General features: G+C 35.3%; 25 protein-coding genes. 20 read left to right on the top strand and 5 right to left on the bottom strand.

Annotation, left to right across the window (positions count from 1 at the left end; all coding sequences use genetic code 11):
• Window positions 1-65: 65 nt before the first annotated feature.
• The 3 genes from chrA (at window position 66) to PSA_RS19730 (ending at window position 2,734) form a co-directional block, all read left to right on the top strand.
• Entirely contained in the window at window positions 66-1,232 is a 1,167-nt protein-coding gene (gene chrA, locus PSA_RS19740) for a chromate efflux transporter (RefSeq protein ID WP_042146157.1), read from the top strand.
• 86 nt (window positions 1,233-1,318) lie between these two features.
• Entirely contained in the window at window positions 1,319-1,750 is a 432-nt protein-coding gene (locus tag PSA_RS19735; RefSeq protein ID WP_042146156.1) for a DoxX family protein, read from the top strand.
• Between the two features lie 54 nt (window positions 1,751-1,804).
• Window positions 1,805-2,734, top strand: a complete 930-nt coding sequence (locus PSA_RS19730; RefSeq protein ID WP_042146154.1) for a LysR family transcriptional regulator — start codon at window positions 1,805-1,807, stop codon at window positions 2,732-2,734.
• A 1-nt stretch (window position 2,735) separates the two neighbouring features.
• Here PSA_RS19730 and PSA_RS19725 read toward each other — a convergent pair whose 3' ends face one another.
• Window positions 2,736-4,610: a TonB-dependent receptor domain-containing protein gene (locus PSA_RS19725; RefSeq protein WP_052380022.1), complete on the bottom strand. Its 1,875-nt coding sequence runs from the start codon at window positions 4,608-4,610 to the stop codon at window positions 2,736-2,738.
• Between the two features lie 368 nt (window positions 4,611-4,978).
• On the opposite strand from PSA_RS19725, the gene PSA_RS19720 reads away from it, so the two are divergent.
• The 3 genes from PSA_RS19720 to PSA_RS19710 all read left to right on the top strand — a co-directional run bounded on the left by PSA_RS19720 (window position 4,979) and on the right by PSA_RS19710 (window position 9,501).
• Window positions 4,979-8,251 carry a hypothetical protein gene (locus tag PSA_RS19720; protein ID WP_127924133.1) on the top strand — a complete coding sequence of 1,091 codons (3,273 nt, stop codon included), beginning with the start codon at window positions 4,979-4,981 and terminating at the stop codon, window positions 8,249-8,251.
• 78 nt (window positions 8,252-8,329) lie between these two features.
• The gene (locus PSA_RS19715; RefSeq protein WP_042146152.1) at window positions 8,330-8,782 is read left to right on the top strand and encodes a hypothetical protein; all 453 of its coding nucleotides are present in this window, start codon (window positions 8,330-8,332) and stop codon (window positions 8,780-8,782) included.
• 110 nt (window positions 8,783-8,892) lie between these two features.
• Window positions 8,893-9,501 carry a LysE family translocator gene (locus tag PSA_RS19710; RefSeq protein WP_042146150.1) on the top strand — a complete coding sequence of 203 codons (609 nt, stop codon included), beginning with the start codon at window positions 8,893-8,895 and terminating at the stop codon, window positions 9,499-9,501.
• Between the two features lie 144 nt (window positions 9,502-9,645).
• Here PSA_RS19710 and PSA_RS19705 read toward each other — a convergent pair whose 3' ends face one another.
• The 3 genes from PSA_RS19705 to PSA_RS19700 all read right to left on the bottom strand — a co-directional run bounded on the left by PSA_RS19705 (window position 9,646) and on the right by PSA_RS19700 (window position 11,057).
• Complete coding sequence (locus PSA_RS19705; protein ID WP_042146148.1) at window positions 9,646-10,083, bottom strand: response regulator; 438 nt, start codon at window positions 10,081-10,083, stop codon at window positions 9,646-9,648.
• Between the two features lie 21 nt (window positions 10,084-10,104).
• Complete coding sequence (locus tag PSA_RS27325; RefSeq protein WP_371257872.1) at window positions 10,105-10,302, bottom strand: ATP-binding protein; 198 nt, start codon at window positions 10,300-10,302, stop codon at window positions 10,105-10,107.
• Window positions 10,303-10,406: 104 nt separating this feature from the next.
• The gene (locus tag PSA_RS19700; protein ID WP_042146146.1) at window positions 10,407-11,057 is read right to left on the bottom strand and encodes a histidine kinase dimerization/phospho-acceptor domain-containing protein; all 651 of its coding nucleotides are present in this window, start codon (window positions 11,055-11,057) and stop codon (window positions 10,407-10,409) included.
• A gap of 172 nt (window positions 11,058-11,229) precedes the next feature.
• Between PSA_RS19700 and PSA_RS19695 the strand changes: the two genes are divergently transcribed.
• The 13 genes from PSA_RS19695 (at window position 11,230) to PSA_RS26550 (ending at window position 22,986) form a co-directional block, all read left to right on the top strand.
• Window positions 11,230-13,203 (top strand): hypothetical protein, encoded by a 1,974-nt coding sequence (locus PSA_RS19695; protein ID WP_042146143.1) that lies wholly within the window; start codon window positions 11,230-11,232, stop codon window positions 13,201-13,203.
• A gap of 41 nt (window positions 13,204-13,244) precedes the next feature.
• Complete coding sequence (locus PSA_RS26930; RefSeq protein WP_269432849.1) at window positions 13,245-13,370, top strand: hypothetical protein; 126 nt, start codon at window positions 13,245-13,247, stop codon at window positions 13,368-13,370.
• Window positions 13,370-13,600 (top strand): hypothetical protein, encoded by a 231-nt coding sequence (locus tag PSA_RS25975; RefSeq protein WP_197276857.1) that lies wholly within the window; start codon window positions 13,370-13,372, stop codon window positions 13,598-13,600. Before PSA_RS26930 ends, PSA_RS25975 begins: the two co-directional genes overlap by 1 nt.
• 337 nt (window positions 13,601-13,937) lie before the next feature.
• Window positions 13,938-14,276: a hypothetical protein gene (locus tag PSA_RS25970; protein ID WP_197276856.1), complete on the top strand. Its 339-nt coding sequence runs from the start codon at window positions 13,938-13,940 to the stop codon at window positions 14,274-14,276.
• A gap of 185 nt (window positions 14,277-14,461) precedes the next feature.
• Window positions 14,462-16,450 (top strand): type VI secretion system Vgr family protein, encoded by a 1,989-nt coding sequence (locus tag PSA_RS19685; RefSeq protein WP_052380020.1) that lies wholly within the window; start codon window positions 14,462-14,464, stop codon window positions 16,448-16,450.
• Window positions 16,450-17,055 carry a hypothetical protein gene (locus PSA_RS19680; protein WP_042146141.1) on the top strand — a complete coding sequence of 202 codons (606 nt, stop codon included), beginning with the start codon at window positions 16,450-16,452 and terminating at the stop codon, window positions 17,053-17,055. The genes PSA_RS19685 and PSA_RS19680 overlap by 1 nt, the downstream gene beginning before the upstream one ends.
• Window positions 17,055-17,354, top strand: a complete 300-nt coding sequence (locus PSA_RS19675; protein WP_042146139.1) for a PAAR domain-containing protein — start codon at window positions 17,055-17,057, stop codon at window positions 17,352-17,354. The genes PSA_RS19680 and PSA_RS19675 overlap by 1 nt, the downstream gene beginning before the upstream one ends.
• Window positions 17,355-17,359: 5 nt before the next feature.
• On the top strand, window positions 17,360-17,596 hold the full coding sequence (locus PSA_RS25425; RefSeq protein ID WP_127924132.1) for a hypothetical protein: 237 nt from the start codon (window positions 17,360-17,362) through the stop codon (window positions 17,594-17,596).
• 112 nt (window positions 17,597-17,708) lie between these two features.
• Window positions 17,709-18,470 carry a DUF6174 domain-containing protein gene (locus PSA_RS19670; protein ID WP_042146138.1) on the top strand — a complete coding sequence of 254 codons (762 nt, stop codon included), beginning with the start codon at window positions 17,709-17,711 and terminating at the stop codon, window positions 18,468-18,470.
• A gap of 469 nt (window positions 18,471-18,939) precedes the next feature.
• Window positions 18,940-19,308 (top strand): S9 family peptidase, encoded by a 369-nt coding sequence (locus PSA_RS26565; RefSeq protein WP_231665439.1) that lies wholly within the window; start codon window positions 18,940-18,942, stop codon window positions 19,306-19,308.
• A gap of 11 nt (window positions 19,309-19,319) precedes the next feature.
• The gene (locus tag PSA_RS26560) at window positions 19,320-20,588 is read left to right on the top strand and encodes a hypothetical protein (protein ID WP_231665437.1); all 1,269 of its coding nucleotides are present in this window, start codon (window positions 19,320-19,322) and stop codon (window positions 20,586-20,588) included.
• 340 nt (window positions 20,589-20,928) lie between these two features.
• Window positions 20,929-21,915 (top strand): DPP IV N-terminal domain-containing protein, encoded by a 987-nt coding sequence (locus tag PSA_RS26555; RefSeq protein ID WP_231665435.1) that lies wholly within the window; start codon window positions 20,929-20,931, stop codon window positions 21,913-21,915.
• Window positions 21,916-21,969: 54 nt separating this feature from the next.
• A complete protein-coding gene (locus PSA_RS26550) occupies window positions 21,970-22,986 on the top strand; it encodes a S9 family peptidase (RefSeq protein WP_231665433.1) in 1,017 nt (338 codons plus the stop codon).
• Window positions 22,987-23,091: 105 nt separating this feature from the next.
• Here PSA_RS26550 and PSA_RS19655 read toward each other — a convergent pair whose 3' ends face one another.
• Window positions 23,092-23,994 carry a LysR family transcriptional regulator gene (locus PSA_RS19655; RefSeq protein ID WP_042146136.1) on the bottom strand — a complete coding sequence of 301 codons (903 nt, stop codon included), beginning with the start codon at window positions 23,992-23,994 and terminating at the stop codon, window positions 23,092-23,094.
• Between the two features lie 144 nt (window positions 23,995-24,138).
• Here PSA_RS19655 and hutH point away from each other — a divergent pair, with 144 nt between their 5' ends.
• Window positions 24,139-25,641 carry a histidine ammonia-lyase gene (gene hutH, locus PSA_RS19650; protein ID WP_042146134.1) on the top strand — a complete coding sequence of 501 codons (1,503 nt, stop codon included), beginning with the start codon at window positions 24,139-24,141 and terminating at the stop codon, window positions 25,639-25,641.
• Window positions 25,642-25,644 lie beyond the last annotated feature (3 nt).

The raw sequence follows: 25,644 nt of genomic DNA, 5'->3' as shown, positions 1-25,644 counted from the left end.
CAATTTGAATCATAAGTGTGGTTTTATTATCTTATTTTTATTAATTGTAAAAATAGATTGGAAACATGTTCGAAATTTTTTCTAAGTTTTTTATTTTAGGCTGTATGAGTTTTGGTGGACCCGCTGCACATATTGGCTACTTTAGACAAGCTTTTGTTGAAAAGCATCAATGGTTAAGTGATAAAGATTATGGTCAATTTGTGGCTTTAAGCCAATTTTTGCCTGGACCAGGCTCTAGCCAAGTGGGGTTTTCTATTGGTTATCACAGAGCTGGATTACCAGGGGCGATAGCCGCTTTTTTAGGTTTTACGTTACCTTCAGTTTTTGTCATGTTAGCAATCGCTTATATGAGTCAAAGTTTTTCTGATAATACCTTTTTTGAAGGTATGATCCATGGCTTAAAATTACTCGCCGTAATTGTTGTAGCTGACGCAGTTTGGGGCATGTTTAATAATTTTTGTAAGAACAAAACCTCAGTTTTCTTGTTTGCCTTTACCGCAATGGCGTTGTTAATTATTCCTTCTCTTTATACACAAATGTGTGTGCTTATTTTTGCAGCTTACATTGGTAAGCTTTATTTAAGCAAAGAAGATAACATCAGCTCAAATACACACGCTAAAATACAATTAAGCTGGCTACCCCTTGTGATTTTTATAGGTTTATTGATTGGTTTGCCAGTATTGTCGCATTTGAACGCACATACGCAGCTTTTCGCTGACTTTTTTCAAGCTGGTAGTTTAGTCTTTGGTGGCGGACATGTTGTATTACCACTATTAGAAGGGCTAGTGGGAGAACAGCTAAGCCAAGACGCATTTTTAACTGCTTATGCCACAGCACAAGCTGTGCCTGGACCTATGTTTACCTTAGCCACCTTTTTAGGTTTTGAGTTATTACCCAGCTCTCCAATTTTAGGTGCATTATTAGCGACTTTAGCTATTTTTTTACCTGGCTTTTTATTGATATTAATTGTTTTAAAAAATTGGCAGGCTTTAGCAAGTAATGCCAGTATTTCTGGAGCGATGAATGGGGTCAATGCTGCTGTTGTAGGTCTATTATTGTCAGCTCTATATCAGCCTGTTTTTCAAAGCGCTGTGATCAATAATATAGATATGGCTTTGGTAGTATTGGGTATCTATCTATTAAAATCATTGAAATTACCAATACTTGCCTTAGTTAGTTTGTTTTCATTATTAGGCGTTGCATCAGTATACTTATCATCAGGCATGAGTTAAATTCATGGTTTTTAGTCTAAATTAGAATTTTTATTCATGCTTCTAAGTCACTAAAATACTTTCATTAATTTAATTTAGGTACAATTATGAAAGATTTAGCAAAAAGTATATTAGATAGCAACACTAACCAACTGGCACCAGTTATTTTAAGGCTTGTTTTAGGTGTAATTTTTATTGGTCATGGCTGGGGGAAACTCTTTGGTGAAGGCAATCCAGCTGGTTTTGCTGGATGGCTAGGCAGCATGGGGTTAGAGCCTAGTTATTTATTGGCTATTGCAGCTGGGCTTGCTGAAACATTAGGCGGCGCATTACTGATTATTGGTTTATTGACACGTGTGGCGGCGAGTAGTTTAGTCATTGTAATGCTAGTGGCAATCGGTTTTGTACATTTGGATGCTGGCATGTTTGGTAAAGGGGGTTATGAATTTCAATTATTACTTTTAGCAGGTGTTGTGAATATATTAATTCAAGGTGCCGGCAAGCTCTCTGTTGATGAAATGATTTATAAAAAGTTATAAACTCATTGAGATAATTTCTCATTGAATGTATTTCTATAATTTAAGGCATCACTTTTGAATAACTATAAGTTGTTACCAGCACTTATATCTTTACTACATACACGTAACTTGACCGAGTCTGCAAAGGCTTTAAATGTGACGCAATCAGCTATGAGTAAAACTTTATCTCAAATTCGTGATGCCTTTCATGATCCCATTTTAATTCGTGAAGCTAATCATTTTGTGCTGACACAAAGGGGTGAAGAATTAAAAACACAGTTACCTAGTATTATTCAAACATTAGATAATTTGTATTTACCAAAAACGTTAGATTTAATCCAATGTAAACGTAAGTTTAAATTAGCTTCGAGTGATTATGTTTCACAGTTTATTTTACCTCAGATCAGTGCTCAAATGGTAAAAAGTGCGCCAGATATCAGTATTGAATATCAACTATGGCAAAAAAATTGGTTAACTGAGCTTTCTCACAAATCTTTGGATTTGGTATCAACTATTATTGATACTGTACCTGAAAATCTTTATGGCAAAAAAATGGCTGAAGATGAATTGGTGATCGTGATGCGAAATTCAGATCCAAAAGTGGAAAGCCCCTTTACAATAAAGGATTATACGCAAGCAAAACATATTGTTATAAGTGGTGGGGGTGACAAAGATAGCCCTGTTGACTCTGCTTTAGCTGAACTTGGTAAAAAGAGAAACGTATTTGCTTCAGTACCATTTTTTCAGTCTGCAATAGAATTACTATTGCAGACTGATACGATTTTAACCACACCTTTGCATATCGCCGCAGATTTTTCTCAGCTACATGATTTACAGATTAAACCTTTACCATTAGATATAAAGCCTCATGAATATTATATTTTATGGCATGCAAAAAATAATTTAGATCCTGAGCATAAATGGTTTAGAGAAATATGTTATCAAGCATGTAAATCCCATTTAGAAAAAACCATTAGTTATGGTTTAAAAGTGCTCAAAAAATAGTTTATTCACTTTGGTAGTTTATTGAGATACCAAATGATCTACCTGGTTGGAAGTCTGCATCTTCATCTGCTGTACCATAATATAATTTATCTAATAGATTGTTAGCACTGAGGCTGAGATTAAATTGATCACTTAAATGGTAGCGCCATTTTAAATCCCATAACAAAACACTATTTAATGCTTGTTCACCGTCTGCAATGTCAGATTTTTCTTTTCTATATGAAATGTTACTTAAAATACTTGCGCGGTTTAAAAACCATTGGCTATTAAGTGTCCATTTTGTAGGAAGTAAATCTGCTAAGGTTTGTCCGTCACTATCTGTGCCTATTTGTTTTTGATATGAGACTTGGTGAGTGAAGTTATCAGTTACTTGGAATTCGTAACTGAGTTCAAAACCTTTAATGCGTGCTTCATCAATATTTTGATAACTTCTCAAATCACTATTTACGCGATACCTTTGAATATAATTATCTAAGTTTTGTAAATACGTACTTAATGATAAATTGCTGTTCTCAAAGTGGTAGTTCAGATCAATAGCATAGCTTTTACTGGTTTCAGGTTTTAAGTCTTTATTACCTAATGTGGTTCCTCTCGGTGTTTCGCCATTAAAGTACAGCTCAGATAAAGTTGGAAATCTAAAGCCTGTGCCATATTCAGCATGAATATCAAATTGATCTGATACTAAGTAGCTTGTAGATAAACTTGAGTTTAATTTACTAGCATGGCGAGCGGTATGTGTGATTTGATTTGTTTGTTTGATACTATCGTATCTTAAACCAGCCATAAATTTAAAATCATCGTATTGCCAATGTTCATCAATAAATAAACCAAAATTATCTTGGTTACCATCTAATAAGTTTTTTTCAAAAGTTAAAGTATGAGACAAATCATATTCTTGCTCTGAGATTTTAACGCCTCTTCTACCAACCCATTCTATGCCGTATCGTCCTTTTCCTGTATGAAGGTTGTGGTGGCTGTAAAATAAGCTGCCAATGGTATGCGCTTGATAAAAAGTTTTATTTGTTCTTGAGCTAATGCGATCTACTTGGCTCTCCCAGTTTTGATAATGATGGTACAGTTTTACTAGCCATAGATCTTGATAGCTCAATTGAAATTGACTGAGGCTATGGATTTCACTTGGATAAATCGTAACTTTCTTATCTGGGAAGTTTGATGAACTTTTACCTATATCTGTTGTTTCACTGATCAAAAAGCTGGTTTGAGTATTAAAATCACTAAAATCGGTTTGATATTTAATTAAACCTGCTGCTTGTTCAAATTCGGTATGCAGCTCTTTACCATTTGCTGCTTGGCTATTTTTAGCTTTTCGATAAGCAGCGCCAGCTTGTATTGCATCGTTGCCATTAGATATTGAAATGTCACTTTGATCCCCATTGGTTTGTTGTGACATCGATACATTTAACTCTTGAGGAGTGATACTTGAAAGACTAATGACACCACCCATAGCATCTGAGCCATATAAGGTAGAACTTGCGCCTTTTTGAACGATTGCATCTGACAATAAGTTCGTTGGAATAAAAGAGACTGAATTACCCGCTCTTCTATCTGTAATAATAGGAATACCATCGACTTCTGTTCTGATCCTAGCTTTGCTCAATCCTCGTATACTGTAGCTTTGCATCAATCCACCTTGCCCGTTCATGCTGACCCCTGGGATTTGGTTGAGCCAATCAGCGATGCTTCTATCTAAACTAATTTGCTGTTCTGAATTAAGCGTTTGGACATTATTGGATGTGACAGGCGTTGAGTTAAGTAAGTTCCGACTAATATTGACTTGGATACGTTCAACTTTTGGCGTATCTAAAGCAGGTTGAACGATATTGGTTAATAAAATAAAGCTAGGAAAAAGTATCATATTTAATAGTAACTTATATAGATAGAAGCATTGTTAATTCGCAGAACATTATACGGTTTGTTTTAAAATTTTATATAAGTTGTGATATTTAAGTTAACTAGCCGAATGCTTGAGTTTTGTAGTTATATTTTCTTTCAAATCAGTGGTTTGATTGTTATTTTAGGTTTCATTTCAATTCTAACTTTTTACATACGTTTACAAAGTTATCAATTTATTGTTAGCTTGCTGTCGAAAAAAAGGATACAAATGCTTTCGGTTTATTTTACTAAAAACTAAAATAGAACTTTAATTCTATATTTTTATAGGGTTTTTAGTTCAGGTAATAACAATTAACTATAAGATAAAAAGGGAACACTATGGGACGTTTCATGTCTAAAACTTTAGTTGCTACTGGTGTATTGCTTGCAATTGGTGGATATATGTACCAATCAAGCCAGTCTGTTGATGAGAGTCAACTGCAATTACCGGATAGATTTCAAGCCAAATTAGAAAAAAAACTTATTCATAAGGCGAAATATGGTAAGCCAAGTGAAGCTGCAGAGTTTTTTAACGCTAAAAGAATGCCAATAGGCATGAAACAGTTACCAGTTGAAAAGTATGATATTGCACGCGCATATATGCAAAAACAGCCACATTATGATTTAGCGGCGCAATCTTTTGTACAACCACAGGAAAATGGGCTATACGCATCAAGTGTAAACGCTAGTGATACGGTTGATCGTTGGGAGCAATTAGGTCCAGGTAATGTAGGTGGTAGAACTCGTGCTCTTTTATTTCACCCAACAACACCAGATACTATGTACACAGCAGGTGTTTCAGGCGGTGTTTGGAAAACAACCGATGCAGGTGAAAACTGGCAACCACTTGATGATTTAATGACGCATTTAGCTGTTACTACATTAAATTTTGAACCAGGTAATCCTGATATTATTTATGCAGGTACTGGTGAAGGTTTCCGCTACACAGGTATTATGCGAGGCAATGGTATTTTTGTTTCATCAGATGCGGGAACGAGCTGGAATTCGATAGCATCTACAGTAAACAACCCTGATTTTCACTTCATCTACCGTATTGTAGTTAGTCATAACAATCCAAAAACTATGTATGTAGCTAGTAATGGTGGTTTATTTAAAACAGATAACGCGGGTGGTGATTGGACTAAATTAATTGATGCCGCAGATTTCTCTGTACAAGCAGGTGATCGTACTTTCCCTGTTGGTTGTTTAGATATTGAATTACGTACAGATAAAGAGGTAGATTACTTAGTTGCTGCATGTGGTAACCATACTGCACCTAGCCAAGTACTTGTTTCTAAAGATGCAGGTGCAACTTGGACTACAACAATTGATTCATTAGTTGAAGGCAATGAAGATTTTGGTCGTATCGAAGTGGCATTATCACCATCTAACCAAGATTCTGTTTACGCGTTAGCGGTTGATGTGAATACTAATGCACTTCATTCATTATTTAGATCTATGGATGGGGGCGATACTTGGACTAAACAGGTTGGTAGAGATACAGCACCAGAAGAAGCGCCAATAGCAAGAAGTATGCTTGGTTATACTTATGGTGATGGTGTGGTTAATCAGCAGTGTTGGGGCGGCTCATCTAAAATAGGTACAGGGCAAGGTTGGTATGATTTAACATTAGCTGTAGATCCAAGTGACGCAGAAAGAGTTTGGGTAGGCGGTGTTGACGTTTTACGTTCAGATAATGGCGGTAAAAACTTTGGTATTGCTAGCCAATGGTGGTTAGATCCAAGTCATGAGCGTTATATCCATGCTGATAACCATATTATTGTATTCCATCCAGATTATAATGGCACAACTAATAAAACCATGTACATAGGTAATGATGGTGGTGTTCAGCGTACTTTAGATGCACAAGGTAATGTGTTTGCTGTGGTATCTGATATGTGTCACTTAATGTACTCAACTTGGTATAATGATGACTCAATTGGTTACGCACAAGAAGAATATATTAAATTTGAAAACATGAATAATGGCTATGCTGTTACACAATTCTATCATGGTGGAGCGGCAAGTGATGGTAGTAAATATGCTGCAGGTTCACAAGATAACGGTACTCAAATGGGCACGGTTGAAGGCGGTCAAACTTGGGTTGAAATCCGTGGTGGAGACGGTGGTTATACATCAATCGATCCTACAAACTCAGATATTATTTACTCTTCTTATGTTTATAACTCATTACAAGTAAGTTATGACTCAGGTGCGAGTTGGAATAATGCAAGTGTTAACTTTGGTGAGCATGAACCAGATAACGGCTTTAGATTTATCACGCCACACTTACTAGATAATAATAACCCAGATAGATTATGGACAGGTGGTAATTACATTTGGAGAACAAATGATAAGGGCCAAACTTGGGACCGTGCATCTGACTCTATGCCTGAAGGTAGCAGTATCACAGCTTTTGGTATTGCTAATGGTGATTCGGATAATGTATTAGTAGGTACATCTCGTGGTTTTATTGTTCATAATAAAGCTGCGGGTGAGACACAAAGTGATACCCAATGGCATCCATCTCAGCCAGTGCTAGGTAATGTATCTTCTGTGACATTTGACCCTAATAATAGCCAAATTGCGTATGCGACATACTCAACATTTGGTGTTAATCATGTGTGGAAATCTGAAAATAGTGGTGTGACTTGGAAAGCCATTGATAATTTAGGTGCCGATAATGGTATTCCTGATATCCCAGTACATACAATTGTTGTCGATCCATCAGATAGCAAAAGATTATATGTAGGTACAGATCTCGGTCTATTTGTATCATTTGATGGTGGTGATAATTGGGTTGTTGAAAATACAGATTTTGCAAATGTTATGACAGAGCACTTAACAATTGTAGATAACCAATTATATGCATTTACTCATGGCCGTGGTGTATTTAGAGTACAACTTGGCAAATTGCCTCAAGTCCAGTTAAAAGGCGCTGAACTAGAAGTTGACGAAGATGTGACGTTTGCATTGTCGCAATCATTAATCAGTGAAGATATTGCCGATGATGAATCAGTGACTCACGTATATGTAGAGTCATTACCAAGCAAAGGAGAGTTTACATTAGCAGATGAGGCAGTGACAAAAGGGCAACATATTGCTTTAGCTGATTTTGATAATGTGAGATATACACCAGAATCAAACTATTTTGGTACTGATGAGTTCTTCCTACGTGGTAGTGATGGTGAACAACACAATACAACTAAAGGGCGTTTTGAATTTGATATTAAATCAGTTAACGACGCACCTGAGTTTAGTGTTAGCCAATCTAGCTTAACATTAGAGCAAGACTTCTCAACAGCTGCATCAGTAACTGTATCAGCAAGTGAAGTGCCTGAAAATGAGCAAAACCAAGTAGTTAGCTATTCTATTTACCCTGAAACTTCAAGTTTAGTTAATGTTGCTTTTAATAATGAAACTGGCGCACTAAGCTTAAGCGCAATAAAGGGTGAACATGGCAGCATCACATTTACGGTTGTTGCTGATGATGGCCAAGCTGAAAATGACACTGTGAGCAAAAATATCAATGTAACAGTAGAGAAAAAGAAAAGTAGCGGTGGTACTTTTGGTTTCATACTGCTTGCATTAGCGGGTCTTTTTGGTCGTAGATTCAAAAAGTAATTAAGCAATTAATTTAGCTTACTTATTTACAAATTAATTAGCCTAGGGACGCCTAGGCTAATTTTTAAGGAAGGTAATATGGTAAAACATAGTTTGATATTTTTAGCCTTGTTAGCTATGAGTGGCTGTCAGGAAGAAACGAGCTCTACAGGAAATAATGCATTAAATGAGGAAACATCAATAGAGAAAATAAACACAACGGGTACATTACACTTAATTGCAAATCGCGCTATGTGTCCTGGGCAAATCCTAGATACATCTGAGCAGATGAAAAAGCATTGTAATTTTACACAAATACAGCAATCTTTTAATATTTATGATAAAAAAGAAAAGCTAATACAAGTCGTAAAAACCAAAAGTGAAGGTGAGCTTGCTATTAATTTACCAGAAGGTGAATATGTGATTAAAAACCTGCCAACCCCAGTTACACCTTTAAAAGAGACACGCGTCACCCTAGAGGCGGGTAAAACACAAAATTTAGAAATTAATTTATTTGCATCTGTGCCGCAGAATATGCCTTTCAATAATTGATATTATTTTAAGGTATGAAATAAAGTGATAGCTGAAATTAAAATTTTAGATTTATATTCATGTGAAATGTTAGTTACAATATTTCATATTATTTAAAGGGGATATAAAGTATGGAATTAGCAGCATGGTTATCACTGGCCTCTATTTGTGTTTTAGGCGCTATGACACCGGGACCGAGTTTGATGGTAGTTTTAAAACATACTATGTCAGGTGGGCGTCTTAATGGTTTTGTTGTCAGTATTGCACATGGTGCAGGAATAGCTTTATATGCCGTATTAACCATATTAGGTATGGCGCTTATTATTAAAGAAACGCCTTGGCTATTTAATATCATAAAATATGCGGGAGCAGTTTTTTTACTTTGGCTAGCATTTAAAGCTTTAACTTCAAACTCATCTTTAAGTAGTTTAAAACAAGAAACCTCTACGGTTACGTTAAAACAAAGTGCCTTTGAAGGTTTTATGATAGCTTTTTTAAACCCTAAAATTGCCATTTTTTTTATAGCATTATTCAGTCAATTCATTGAGGCTGGTGCTGGTTTTGGTCAAAAAATCATTATGGTGAGTACGGTAGGGGGAATAGATACACTTTGGTATTGTTTAATTGCTTTAGTTTTATCTAAATCTAGTGTACTCGAAAAGCTTAGAGAAAATGTTCATATCATAGATAAAATTACAGGCATCGCCTTGATAGGCGTTACAGCAAGAGTTTTGATGTAACTTAAATTTCTTCATATTAATTTTAAAAAAGCGCAATTTATATCTGTTATGTAAATTGCGCTTTTTTATGGATTGCTGTTTGTTTACTGATTTCTTTAAGCCCTGTTAAAAGAAAATTTTATATAAAGGGTTTAATAAATCGTATTAACTAAATTGCTCAGTTAAGACTTTATATAAATGATGCAGCTCAATAGGTTTATCAATGCGGGCATTAAATCCTAATTGTTCAAAATTATTAATATCATCTTGTATTTTATGTTCAGCCACAGCAACGATGGGCATGATAAAGTTTTGCTCTCTAATTGCTTTACAGGCATCTATTCCATTCATCGATGGAAGTTGAGTATTCATCATAATTAAATCAGTTTTTTTATCTTTTAAATAATCAAGGGCTTCATGTCCGTTCGTAACTAAAGAGACATTGGCTTTAGTTGCTTCAAGCATCGTTTTTAAAATGACTTGGCTTACAGCTTCGTTTTCTACTAGTAATATATGTTTATTATCATAATGATGTACAACTTCTTGGGTATGTAAATGCATTTCTTGAAAGTTTTTATCTTGTTTTATTAAAGGCAAGATCACTAAAAAGCAGGAGCCATCACATTAATGTGTAGTGAGTTTTATTCCTTGATCTATATGGATAAACAGGCTCGCAGCTTTTTCTTTACTCATGCCTGCGCCTGTTAGGGTAATTTTAATGGATTTGCGATTAGTACTAGAATCAATAATATGAATATCAATATTACCGTCTTGAGTATAATTTAATGAGTTCAAGATTAAGTTTAATACAATTTGCCTGATCCTAATAGGATCTACTAACCAGCCATTTTAAAAGTTGCTTGAGTAATATATTGATCATTTAATTTTTTCTTTTTTACTTCATGCTGCATATCATTAATTAAAGTTTACAATAGCCGTTTAAGACTAAAAACTGACTCTTCAATAAAAAGCTTATCACCTTCAATTTTAAAAAATTCAATAATATCGTCTATAGTGCAAATTAATGATTTTGAGGAAAATAAAGCTTGTTCAATTAATTTGTTACTTGATTCAGAGCTAGACTCATGGCTTAAAATTTGTAAAACACCATATATACTATTCATTGGGCTTTTTATTTCATGGCCCATATATTCAATAAATTTGCTTTTCGCAATTTTGATGGATTCAGTTTCGAATCTGGCTTTATCAAGTTCCTCTATGGTGCGGTTTTCAAAATAAATGTTTTTAATCACTCCAATAAAAAGTTGTTGATCGGCTACTGAGATTTCAGCTAATGTAATATCAATGGGGAATTTACTTTGATTTTTATGTAACCCCTCTAAGTTACTTCTCTTTTTAATAACAATAGGTTTTTTATTAGCATTAAAACCTCTTACATAGCTGTCATGCTCTAAACTCAGCTCTGTTGGCATTAAATTAAAATGCTTAGGCGCAGCAGAGGTGTGTAATTGGATAATTAAAGTTTGTTTAAAATACCAAGAAATTAAAACGATAAAACCAAGTAAGCTTTCAGTTATCGCAAAGACTTTGCTTGAGGGGTAAACTAAGTGCTTCATTTTTTGTTATTCATTATTATCCTAAAATAATCCGAAATACAAAAAGTAAAACTTTTTTAAACTATATTTAAAAAAATCAGAATGAAACTATTGGAAAACTATCAGTCCTAAGGTAAAAATGATTTTTGTTTCTATAATTAAATAAATTTAAAAATAATAAGTGGATTGGACTATGGCTTTACCTATGCTCATGAGTTACGACGAATGGAAAGAACAAACTTATGCTGGGAGACTCTCAGCGAGAAGCCAGTTATTAAAGGATGTTGATGACGCTATCCGAAACTATCATATTGATAAATCAGAAGACACTTTAGAAGATCTAAAAGTTAAATTTGGTTTATGGTGCCAGTCAAAGGAAGATTTCCGCTTATCTATTAGAAATACCAAATCAGAAGCACCTTGGAAGCTACATTTACAATTATTTTTTGGCCAAAAAACAGATACGCAATCATTACGCGAATTAGCCATGATGAAAGAAGCACAGAAAGAAATCTGTATGCAAATTTTTCGTGGTTGTAATATGAAGTTTAAAAGCAAATTAAAAACGGCTAAAGATTTTGCTAATGACGTAAAAGATTTATTAGAGCAGCTCGGATTTAAAGGCTTTAGTGTACCTAGCATGGTTGCAGAGATCATTGCTAAAGTAAAATCTGGTGTCACCCAAGCGGTTAAATATGTGTCAGGAAAAACGACTTTAGACGGGATCATAGCGAATGTCGTTAATTTTGTTTTAAATCTAATTAAATCACTGCAAATTACAGTTATGGAATTTATAGATATGCTAAAAGCAGAGATCTATAAATTATTAGAAAACTTGTTAATGCACCTGATCCCTTTGGCAAGTACAGCTGAATTTATCGTTGAATTTGCACCTAAAGTTTATGCCTTAGTCAAAAAGCAAATGAAAATTAGACAAACTAGAATTGCCAAGTATTTCTTTGCGCAGGGTGATCCAAAAGCTGCAGTTAATAGTTTAAAACATGCGCTGCAATCTGAGCGTAATGCTATGGCGGTTGATTTAGCTGCTGATTTAGCATCGGCTGCAACAGATGCATTCGCACCTGTAGGATCACAAGCCGTAAAGTGGGCTAATGACTTTAGAAAAACCCTTACGAGCATTATTAAAACTGTACAGCATTGCAAAGAAATAAGAAAAGTTAATCAATTATTTAAACGCTTATATGTATCAACATTTGATTTAGAAATATTTAAAACAAGCCCTTTATTAGCATGTTATGTCATTAGTACGTGTACGCAAAGTCAGCTTGTATCTATGCTTCCTGGTAATGCATATAGTTTTTCTACTTGGATTAATTACACAAAGCGAGTAATAGAAGATCATATAAAACCTATGCAGGAAGAAGCAAGGCGTTTAATGGATGAACATCCATGTGAAGTCGAGGGCATAGGTGATGCCTTACGAGAAGACGCAGATCAACTCAGAGAAGCAATTTTAAAACATAAAGCGTTAACTAAAGGTTATTTGGGCGATATTCACAGAGCTGCACATTTAAGTGAAATTAGACGTTTTGATAAATCAAATTTACAAGAAACCGTTACTAAAGTAGGTTCAGGTAAAGGTGTTTTAGATGATATTACCTGGTTTAATAAATCAAAATTAAGTCAAACCGATATGCATCAAGAAGATCATATTGCACAAATGAAGCAATTTGAAATGTCTTTAAAAAGTATTAATAATCAAATATTGACCAAAACTTGGCTCAATGAACAAGCCTTTAATCGCACTATGATAGGCGATAAAGTGATAGGCTTATCTAAATGGAAAAAGCTTAGTTGGGTGACTTTTGGTCGCCGTCATGAATTTACACAAGCGATTGATAAAGGGCTGACAAATTACAGTCAAATATTTCAAACCAGTAAATCAAAATATGCTGTGGTGATCACTAAGTCTCATTTAGCATCTTGCTTAAAAGATATAACAAATAGAATTGAATATATATCTAATAAAATACTTAAACCATTACATCACTGGTTAGATCCTAACAACAAAGTACATCAAACATCCAAACGACTCAAAGCCATGCAGCAGTTAAGGGTATTGATAGATAATGAAATATCCCAACTTAGCTTATTACATAGCCAATACTCGAGTAAAAAACATCAAGCACAGCTTCTTTATGGGTAATTTTTACCTGATAGCTTGACTGAATACACTTGAGTGTTAAATTGATCACAGCTCGTAATATAAGTGAGACTAATATGCCATTAAATACTAAACAAGCTTACAGTCCTGTTGAGGCTGAAGAAATAAAAATTCAGCAAGCAATTGTAAAAAAAATAAAGCTGCTGTAATGGCCAAAATTAACTTACAAGGTCGTATGTCGCAAGGATTTCGTTTAGTTAACAATCAAACTTATGAACAAAAACTGCAAAAATTAAAAGCTAAAATTGCATCTAATGAATATGCAAATGATGCAAATAGAAATCAAGATGTGTCTATGTTGAATATCATGACGCAAAAAGGCACTTTATCAAATTATTTAGATGCTAATACGAGTAATAAACTCGCTAATAAGACCTGAGACTTTAAAGCTAGAAATCAGATAGCCAATACACAGTTGAAGAGGAAACAATTATTTTTGATGTTTCAAAGTACCTTTGAAGCACAATAAGAATTAAAAGAGTATGCTGTTCATGTATGTAAAGGTGCAGTTAAACAGCCCTCTGGTGCCTATTTTGGAGTAAAAGATTTTCATGGTGCTTTAGATAAAATAACCAACCGTAAACGTAATTACAATATTGGTGATTTAAAAGATACAGCAAGAATGACCATTATCTTTGACTCTATGGAAGATATGGTTGCAGCTAAAGCTATGATTTCTTTAACCAAAGAGTTTATTGAATTAAAGCATTTTCGCTATGAAAGATAGATATGATACAGGGCAAGGTGATAACGCTAAATATAACTGTGGTGCCACTGATGCGGGTTATAAAGATATTAAGTTTTTCTTAAAAATGAGTAATGGTCATATTGGTGAGTTACAACTTAATACTAAAAATATGATGGTGGCTAAAAAGAATGGTCATATTATTTATGATGTATTACGTGATGGCGGTGCTTTAAATAAACCATGTACTATCACCAATAAAGAAGTTATCGCTAAAGTCAGCAGAAACATGAGCGAAAAATGGTTTAACTTTGTTAAAACTCGTGTACCAAAAGCTTTAGTTGAATTAGAAAAAATAAAAAATAGTTAAAGATTAAATGATAATGTTGAGCGGGGTAATCACTCACTCGTTGTCAGCTTAGCGGAAATAAAATCCTTATCTACCGTTAGCTTGCTGATTTATGAACAAGGCGATAACGCCAGAGTATTATTAGATTAAATAACCCAGAACGACTTGAGGTTAATCCTCAAAAATTGAAATTATAAGGAAAGTGTGTGGCTTATCAATTTGAAAATAGAGGGTTATATTTTACAGATTCAAATAACAATACTCACTTGGGTCATAAGCTGGTTATTAATGAAAGTTTATCAACTGCGTTTTTGATCCAAGGTGTATTAGTAAGCAGTAATTTTTCAGCAGATGATCAACTAGGTCAACCTATTACATGTCACTGGAATGAAGTTGCCGATAATAAACAAAAAGAAAAGCGTGTATTTAATGGCTATTTAACTGAAGTTCAGTTACTTGAAAGTCAAAGTGATCATGGCTACCAGCATTATAAAGTCGTACTAAGACCTTGGTTATGGTTACTTACTTTTCGTAAAAATTATCGTGTTTTTCAGCAAAAAACCTTATCTGATATTTTATCTGAAGTATTTGATGATGCTGGTTTTTCAGGAAACTATACTTTAGGCACATTACCTTCAGATGAGCGTAATTATTGTGTGCAATATAATGAAACTGATTTTGACTTTGTGCAAAGGTTATTAGCTGAGCAGGGAATTCATTATTATTTTAATCATACAAGTAATAGCCATCAGTTAAATCTGCAAGACCCAGACTCACCTTATGAAGATGCAATCATTGCTAAATTAGATTACAAAGCAAGCCGTACTGGCGAGCAAATGTTGGTTACGCAATGGCAGCCAAAGCTTAAGCTTCATGGCGCTGCAATAAGCAGTGTTAATTATGATTATGAAAGCACTCAAGTTGTTGATAGTGGTGATTCTAGCTCTTCTCATACTATCGCAAATACGCAAAAACTGACTCAATATGAATTTGGGGCCAACTCAGTTAAAGGTGATATGAGTGATTTAAGCAGTAAAGTGGTTAAAAAACGACTAAATCAAGTGCAAAGTGATTTCAGTTTGGTTGAAGCCAAAAGCATTGTTGAAGATTTAACATTAGCAACGCAATTTACACTGTCAGCACATCCTGATAGTAGCCAACTTGGCGATTATGCCATAGAAGAAATTATTCATACTATCGAAGCTGCTGAGCAATCAGTGAGTTATTCAAATCAATTTATATGCCGTCCAATAAAAAGCCCAAGTTATCCTAAATTTATTCCAAAACCGGTGATCAATGGTTTGCAAACCGCAATTGTAATTGGTGGTGATGTTGGTCAACCTCAGCATGATGTAAGTGGTCGTATTAAAGTGCAATTCCATTGGGATAAAGTAGGTGGTGATAGCCCTAGTTGTTGGATCCGCGTAGCACAAACAATGGCAAGCTCTGGTTTAGGTATACAGTTTATCCCTAGAGTGGGCGATGAAGTGTTAGTGAGCTTTGTCAATAATGACCCCGATCAACCTTTGGTTATTGGCAGTGTTTATAATAGTAAAAACCCACCGCCATATAATGAACTCAACAGTACACAAAGCGGGATTAAAACTCAGCTGGGTGAAACTGCAAATGAAATTCGTTTCGATGATAAAAAAGATAATGAACAGATATATTTTCATGCTGCAAAAGATCATGTTATTGAAATCGAAAATGACTTTAAACAAACTGTGACTAATGAGTTTTCTAGCACCACAGAAAAAGCCATTACAGTAACGGGTAACGATAATTATGCTTTAACGATTAAAGAAACCTTAGCTGAAAAAGCCAAGCAAATTACCATGGAAGCTGATGATAAAATCACTTTAACAGTAGGTAGTAACTCCATTGAACTAAGCACAAGTGGTATTGCTATTAAATGTGATAAGTTATCGATTGATTCAACTGGTGATGTTCAAGTTAACGGCGCTAATATAAAGCTCAATAGCAATGCTGAAACTAAAATCAGTGCTGGCAGTAATTTTAAAGCCAGTGCAAATGCTAATGCTGAAATGTCGGGTAATGCAGGTGTTACTGTCAGTACATCAGCCCAAGCTAAAGTTACAGGTAGTGCAGGAGCAGAGCTTAGTTCATCAGCTATGACTAAAGTATCATCTTCAGGTATTACCCAAGTTTCAGGCTCTTTAGTACAGGTAAATTAATGTATAAAAAAATTCCAAATCAAACTATCGCATCTATATTAGTGAGATATGAATTAAGCGATGATGCGAAACCACTGCTGCTAGATAAAATGACACCGATAGAAGCTATTGCAACATTAAATGAAGCAAAATTATTTAATGATACGGTGCAATTTATTTCTCATGCTTTACCTATGGTTGATGCAATTAACTGGGCAAGCATTGTTATGGAACTTCGTGAAAATGAATGGGATGATACTCAAATTCATGCCATTAATAGCGCCCGTAATTGGTTAAAACAACCTAATGAAACACATAGAGTGCGAGCAAACCAATTAGCTGATAGAGTTGGCTTAGAGTCAGCACCATCATGGGTTGCAAAAGCTGTTTTTTGGTCTGGAACTGGCTCTATTGTTGCACCTGAATTACCCGCAGTGATGCCGCCTGCATTTTTATATGGTCATGCAGTATCAGCAGCCATAACAGTTGCAGCAGCAGTGCCGCAATGGCAGGAAGGTGAAATGGGGTATGAGCAGTTTTACATTAAAGCGATTCAGCTAGGCATAGATATTGCCAATGGTAAAAGTGCGAAAACCGCACTTCTCAAAATTAAAGAGGAAAGCTAATGGGGCAACCTGCAGCAAGAATGACGGATATGCATGTATGTCCGATGCAAACACCAGCAGTACCACCCATTCCTCATGTTGGAGGACCAATAATTGGTCCTGGTGCTCCCACGGTTTTAATTGGTAGTTTACCTGCTGCTGTAATGGGGGATAGCGCAACTTGTGTTGGCCCGCCTGACAGTTTAGTTATGGGCAGTGCCACAGTATTAATTGGCGGAAAACCAGCCATTAGAATGGGTGATACCTCAGCTCATGGTGGGTCAATCGTAGCGGGTATGCCAACGGTACTAATCGGTTAAGATAGATGATCACAATATTCAGCAAAATTGCCAATAGTCACTTCACTAACATATTTATGGCGCTATGTTTAATGTGCACCAGTGGTTATCAAATTTATGGTCAAATACAAAGTGACACACATCAACTCGGTGCGCATCATGGTGTTGCGATTTATGGGCTTATTTTATTAATAAAAGAATTTTTAAGTATGGTACAAACAACTGACAAAGCCATAAAACATATTAAGGCTGAAAAATCATAATTTAATCCTTGATTACAAAGTAACCTATGAGAGTTACACTTAATTACAGTGTTTCTGTATTAATACGAATATTCTTAAAGGGAAATATCTACCAAATTAAAGGATTAACAAAGTGAACAAAAATTTAACGCTTGGTTTAGTTATTTTATTAACCTGTATTGGTTGTAATAGTGATACCAATGACCAACAGAAAATGCTTGATGATAATCAAGCTAAATGGGAATCGCTTAATATAACAGATTACACTTTCACTCAAAGAAGAAGTTGTTTTTGCGTTCCAGAAGTTGTTCAACCTACAGTACTTTTAATAAAAGATAATCAAACTGTTTTATCTTATACCGAACAAGATGCAGAGATTGTAGATAAACAGTATCGCTCAAGTTTTTTAACAGTGAATGAACTCTTTAGTAAAGTGAATAGTTTAATTGATAACAGCGAATCATTAACCGTTGAATACCATTCTAAATATGGCTATCCCACTTTAATTAGCGTTGATATTGATAAACAAATTGCAGATGATGAGTTTAGTATTGATAGTGGTGATTTTGTTGATAATACTGATGTCGTGTGCCCTGAAATATTCTATCCCTCATTTACCCTCAACATCATTGATAATGATACACAAGCACCACTTAATTGCGATGTATATGGGCGTTTTCAATTTGAAGATAAAGAAGCTGAAGAATTTAACCTGGATACAAGTAATCAATGTGATCCTGCAACGGCAATAGATATAGGTGCTGATTTTGGTATCGCTAACTTAACTGTTGAATCAGAGGGTTATAATATGAAAGAAATAGAAAATATCCATATTATTGCCGACCAGTGTCACATTAAAACTCAGAATCTAAATATATCTTTAACAGCTAAATAAAAGCCTAATTGTTAACATTTATAATGTATTTAATTTTTTGAGATTATTAAATTATAGTAACTCATCATATCTGGTCTGTCAGTTTTAACTTTTAAGGAGTTAATCTGACAGGCAGCTCAGAGCGAGAAGTGGAAGTTGTAAAAACTACCTCAGAAGCTAATTTAACTTGCGTTACTCAGCTAGTTGCTAGTCATATGAGCAGAATTAATGTTTTACTTTAAGAGCAATCTTCAGGCTTTCATCAAACAACTGATTTAAACCTTTCTTGAGTTACTTGCGTCTCAAGGTGCATAATTATATAAAAATTGTATTTTTTAAAAGCAAGATCGATTTGCTATACAATACCACGTGCTAAATTTTTACATTAGGGACAATTTTGATGTTTACTCGTTTTTCGTACTTTTGTACCATTCTATCCATAGTTACCACCTCGTTTTCGACATTAGCTTCAGATGTTTTAGATTGTGTTATGGAGAAATATAGTCAGCCAAATAGCCCATTTACGGGTTTACCTAATCCTGCCGAGCAGGGCGAACATAAATACAAAGTAATGAACTATGGCGAACGACAATTTTTATTTGCTATATCAAAACCTGATGTAATTGCTCCAAATGTAAGCTTACCTAGCTTTCTTTCCAACTATTCACGCAACCAAGGATATGAGGACAATGCATACCATAAATTTAAAAGTAGTAATTTACCTTTGGAGGCTAAAGTTTGGCTTCCGTTGGGAGCCCAACCATTACCGTTAGTATTATTAGTCCATGGAAATTCTGCTCCAGGGTTTGATTATCTAGGTAAATTACTCGCCAGCCGAGGGCACTTTGTTGTGCAGTAAATCAAACTTATTTGAATGATTTATGGGGAGAAAATGGTGCCCGTGGTTGGATACTGCTTGAACATATTAAACTGCTGCAAAAATGGAATACTGAGCAAGGTCACGCTTTTTATAACAAACTAGATTTAGAGAATATCGCTTTAATAGGGATGTCCAGAGGAGGGGAGGCTGTTGCTTTAGCTGCATCATTTAATCAATGGGAGACCTTACCAAATAGTAGTGAATCAACAGGGTTTGGTTTTAACATTAAATCAATTGTCGCATTAGCCCCAATGGACGGTCAATATCAACATGCTGATGGTAGAAATATCCTGAAAAATGTTAACTATCTAGTGTTACAAGGAGGCCATGATGCGGATGTTTATCAGTTTCTTGGTAGCCAACAATGGCATCGAACTCACTTCGATGATGATAAAAACTACTTAAAGCAGTCCATTTATATCTATCGTGCTAATCACATAAACTTTAATCAAGATATGTCTGATGATTTCCATTGGGGAAGCAGTAAAGATTTTTATTCTAAGCTATTAACACCCAAACAACAGGAGAATTTAACTAAAGTGTATGTTTCTGCTTTTTTGGAAGCCACATTGACGAAAACAAAAGAGTATCGAAAAATTTTTAGACAACCTGTGGCTGGTGAGTTTGATCTTCCTGATGATATTTATATCAGTCGCCATATGGCATCTGATTTCAAAGTTATAGAAGACTTTGAAAATATAGCTAAAAAGGAAAGTACCGTTAAAGCCCTATCCAATAAAACGTTAACAAAAGTGCCAATCAGTATAGACTCAGAGCGCCTAAGAAACGGAACTAAAACTTCTAATAATGTATTAAAGGTTCAACTTAAGAAACAAGTTGAAACACGGTTGAGCATTAAGCTTTCAGAAGCTGAGCTGTTACATCAAAATCGTAAAGGAAAATCCTACCTAAGTTTCTCACTGGCTCGAGCCGATTCAGGAGAAAACGAAGGATGTGGATCATACAATTTGTTATCTGATACTAGGGTAGAGTTACTTGATAAGTCTGGTGTAATATTTAAAAAAAGTTTGAACGCATCTGGCAGTGTCTCCCCTTTATTAATTTCTGACTTCTCTGAATTGGAAAAAGGTGATATAAAATATGCGCCGACAGAGCCAGTATTGCAAACCTTTACGCTCCCTATTGAATTGAATAAGCCAATCAGTGCCGAAAGCGAATTAGAGCTTGTTTTGATTTTTGCATCGAAGCGAGATATATCTATCATCTTGGATGATATTGGGATAACTAGTTCTATATAACTCATCAGCTTTCTTTTAAAGAAGCTAGTCATTAACGCATTAGGAAAGTTAGCTTGTCTTAAGGTAAGGCTTAAAATCGTTCTTAACGGCGGCTTAGGCACTTTACGGAAGTAACCCACTAAATTAAATCTTGCCAACCGAGTGATGAGCACATTAGGCCTGTTATCGAATTTGATAACTCAAGTTAAGGCTTATTCAATTAAACCATTAAAACTCAACGCTATTATTTTACTAAATTGTTGCTATGGATTAGATTATAGAGATCCGAATTAGAAGTGATTATTTTAAAAGGAAATATTTACCTCTAGGGGTCGTCTTTTTTATAAGGAGCAATTTACACATGTTTAAACATGTCTCTGTTTTATCTACTTTGATTATTTCTTTATTATTGCCATTCCAGTCATTTTCAGCTGATCAAGCCAATAACAAATTGGTAAATTATGATGATATTTTCAACTTAGAATATGCTGCATCGCCACAGGTTAGCCCAAATGGTGACTATGTAATTTATGAACGCCGCTCTATGGATATTATGACCGATGGTAGTAGAGTAAATTTATGGCAGGTGAATATTGATGGTACGCAGCATAAGCCCGTTTTTTCGGGTAAAGCGAGTTACCGTATGCCACGATTTTCACCTGATGGTAAACGGTTAGCTTATTTATCGTCTTATGAAGGCGATAATCAACTTTATATTTTATGGCTTGAATCAGGTAAAACGGCTAGGGTGACTAATTTGCAAAGCGCTCCGAGTGATATCTCTTGGTCTCCAGATGGAAAAACGATTGCTTTTTCAATGTTTAAACCAGGTAAATCAACAAGTCTTTTTAAAGATATGCCTAAAAAACCAAAAGGCGCAAATTGGGCGGGTACAGCAAAATATATAGATCAAATGTCATATCGCAGTGACGGCGCGGGTTTTAATAAACCTGGTTTTAGGCATATTTATGTTGTGCCAGCGCTTGGTGGTACTGCAAGACAAGTCACATCTGGTGATTATCATCATGGTGGTGTAATCAATTGGTCAAAAGACAGTAAAAATATCATTATTGATGGTGACCGTCATGACGATTGGCAAGATAGACCAATTGAATCTGATATTTATCAAGTGAATGTCAATACAGGAAATATCACGACTTTAGTGAAACGTGATGGGCCTGATAATCGCCCATTGATCAGTCCTAATGGTAAAAAAATTGCTTATTTGAGTTTTGAAGATAAAAAGCTATCTAGCCAAAATACCCAACTATACGTTATGGATAGTAATGGTAAAAATGCTAAAAACCTGACACCAGACTTAGATCGCAGTGTGAGTAATGTGCATTAGGCTCAAAATGGCAAAGGTTTATATTTTTCTTATGATGATCATGGTCAAAGCTATGTGGGTTACGTTGACTTAAAAGGTAAATTAAAAAGAAAATTAGTGGCAACGGGTGGCCAATCACTCGGTCGTCCTTATACATCTGGCGATTTTACAGTTGCAGATAATCGTTCGTTAGTATTTACAATCGCAGATAATCAAAGACCTGCAGATTTAGCTGTGATTAATAAAAAGGGTAAGATCACCCAATTAACGCAATTAAATGAAGATATATTTGGGCACAAAACGTTAGCAAAAGTTGAAGCTTTGACTGTAAAGTCGAGTGTAGATAATCGTGATATCGAGGCTTGGATTGCATTACCGCCTGGTTTTGATGCAACTAAGAAATACCCAATGATCATAGAAATACACGGCGGACCGCATGCTGCATATGGACCAAATTATAGTACTGAAGTACAACTAATGGCCGCTAAAGGCTATGTTGTTGTTTGGGCTAATCCAAGAGGCAGTACTTCATACGGTGCTGAGTTTGCTAATACAATCCACCATAATTATCCTTCAGAAGATTATAATGATTTGATGGATGTGGTTGATGGCGTAATTGGCAAAGGTTATGTTGATGAAGACCAATTATTTGTAACTGGTGGCTCAGGTGGTGGTACTTTAACAGCTTGGATTGTCGGTAAAACGAATCGCTTTAAAGCTGCTGTTGTGGCAAAACCAGTGATTAATTGGATGAGCTTTAGTTTAACTGCTGATGGCTATTCTTATTTTACTAAATACTGGATGCCAGGCATGCCTTGGGATCACGCTGATCATTTATGGAAACACTCGCCATTATCTTTAGTAGGCAATGTTAAAACGCCGACTATGTTATTAACAGGTGAAGTGGACTACCGCACACCTATGAGTGAAACAGAGCAATATTATCAAGCGCTTAAATTACAAAATGTCGATGCTGCTATGGTACGTATTCCTAAAGCTGCTCATGGTATTGCTGCAAGACCAAGTAACTTAATTCAAAAGGTTGGTAATATTTTGGCATGGTTTGAAAAATATAAAACAACTGAAAAATAACTAAGAATTAGATTCAACTTTTAAATAAAAATCCTCAAACATGGCTTGTTTGGGGATTTTTTATTTTAATTATGACTCGATTTACTTATCTGAAACTCAGGTTAACTATGCCTCAATAGAATGACAGCGCTTAATTTCTTCTATTAATGCATTGGCGAGTGGTGAAGCTGTATTATTTTTTGATGAAATTAAAACCACTGGAATTTGATAAGAGTATTTTTCCGGCAAAATCGTTTTAAACATGCCTTTATCTACCCAAAAATTGGCGTAGTGATCGGGCAGGTAGCCAATAAATTCCCCAGATAAAATTAAATGCGCGATGCCTTCATCATGATAGGCTATGGCACTATTTTGATAGTTTAAACCATCATTTCTGGTTTCTTTATCGCGCATATAGTTACTACTGATCACTTCTGCTTTTTTTAATAGCTTATTAACTTCAGAAGGTTTGCAATCAAATAACGGATGGCCCACACCACAGTATAAATAGTTATTTTCATTTCGTAATGGGAAATAATCTAATCCACGAAGATGATGCCTACTGACGCCAATACCCACTAATGAGCGGCCATTAACAACCGATGTTTCAACTTCTCGCGCTTCACATACATTAATATCAAATTGAATATTATCGCTTTTTGCTTTTAAGGCAGCGATTGTACGTCCAACACCACAACGTGGATCGCTGACCATAGTATCAATAGTGGCGATAGTTACACGGCCAGATAGCACGTTTTTAGAGCTGGCTACTGTGGTAGTAAATGCCTCACATTGTTGTAATAACTCTAAAGAAGCTTGATAGGTAACTCTGCCTGGCTCTGTGAGTTCAAAACCACTTCTGCCACGCTTACACAGTTTAATACCTAATCGTACTTCTAAATCAGATAAATGAGAGCTAATTGTTGAACGCCCTATATTTAAACGGGACTCAGCAGCAGATAATCCGCCACATTCAACAATAGCGACAAATATTCTTAATAAACGTAGATCGACATCATGAACTTGCACGTATAACTTCTCTTTTATATAAGTTTGATAAAACCGGAATGAATTACGATTATTATGCATTTGTAAAACATCATGAGCAAGCTAAAATGTATCTATTGAAAGCACAGTGTGTGTATAAAAATAAATGGTACTTAGGAGTATAAGATGACATTTAAATATGGTGTTGATCGCCTTAATCTTGATATTGTAAATGGTATTGCCGATGGCAGTATCAAAGCGCAGCTGAGCCAAGAAGCGTTAGATAAAATTAATACAAGTCGCCAAAGAGTTGAAAAAATGGCTGCTTCTGATGAAGCTGTATACGGTATTAATACTGGTTTTGGTCCATTATGTGATACGCAAATCTCACCTGAAGATACTAATTTATTACAAAAGAATTTACTTATTACTCATGCTGTAGGTGTGGGTGAGCCAATTGCTAAATCAATATCAAAATTGATGCTTATCACTAAAGTTCACGCTTTAAGCCAAGGCTTTTCGGGTATTCGTTTAGAAACTGTTGAAAGAATGTTGGCGTTTATCGAACTTGATCTTATCCCAGTAGTACCAGAGCAAGGTTCAGTTGGTGCATCAGGCGATTTAGCACCATTATCTCATTTATTTTTACCATTATTAGGTGAAGGTGAATTTTGGCAAGATGGTAAAACAGTGTCAGCAGCTAAGTTACTTAAAGAAAACAACTTAGAGCCAATGGAGCTTCATGCGAAAGAAGGTCTAGCGTTAATTAACGGTACACAATTTATACTGTCTCATGGTATTACTGCTTTAACTAAAATGCGTTATTTATTAGATCTTGCTGATATGGCAGGTGCAATGAGCATCGAAGGTATGCAAGGTAGTGAGTCTCCGTTTAGAGATGAATTACATCAAACACGTGCATTTAGAGGTAACCTAGAAGTTGCAGCACGTATGAGAACTTTCTTTAAAGACTCACAAAACATGGCAGATCATGAAGAATGTGACCGTGTTCAAGACCCTTATTCATTAAGATGTATTCCACAAGTACATGGTGCATCACGTAATGCGTATTACCATCTAGAAGAGCTAGTTGAAATTGAAATGAACTCTGTAACTGATAACCCAATTGTTATTAGTAGTGAAGAAGCGATTTCAGGTGGTAGTTTCCACGGCCAACCACTAGCTATGGTACTTGATTATGCATCAATTGCGGCTGCAGAATTAGGTAATATTTCAGACAGACGCTGTTACCTATTATTAGAAGGTTTACACGGCTTACCAAGATTATTAACGACTGCAGGTGGTTTAAACTCAGGCATGATGATCCCACAATACGCAACAGCGGCCTTGGTAACAGAAAACAAATCACTTTGTTTCCCACCATCAGCTGATAGTGTACCAACATCTATGGGTCAAGAAGATCATGTATCTATGGGTAGTATCTCTGGTCGTAAATTAAACCAGATTTTAGGCAACTTAGAAAAAATATTTGCAATCGAATTAATGTATGCAGCACAAGCTGTTGAATTTAGACGCCCTAATAAGTGTTCAGATATTATTGAGAAAAACTTACAAGTTATCCGCGCTAAAGTCGCTAAACTTGAAGAAGATAGACTATTAAAGCCTGATATCGATGCAATGATTAAATTAGTTAAATCTCAAGCGTTTACAGTTAGCTTTGACCAATAAATT

The sequence above is a fragment of the Pseudoalteromonas sp. '520P1 No. 423' genome (assembly GCF_001269985.1).
Lineage (GTDB): Bacteria > Pseudomonadota > Gammaproteobacteria > Enterobacterales > Alteromonadaceae > Pseudoalteromonas.
The sequence above is the reverse complement of the archived record's forward strand: the minus strand, read 5'-3'. Positions and strand labels throughout refer to the sequence as shown.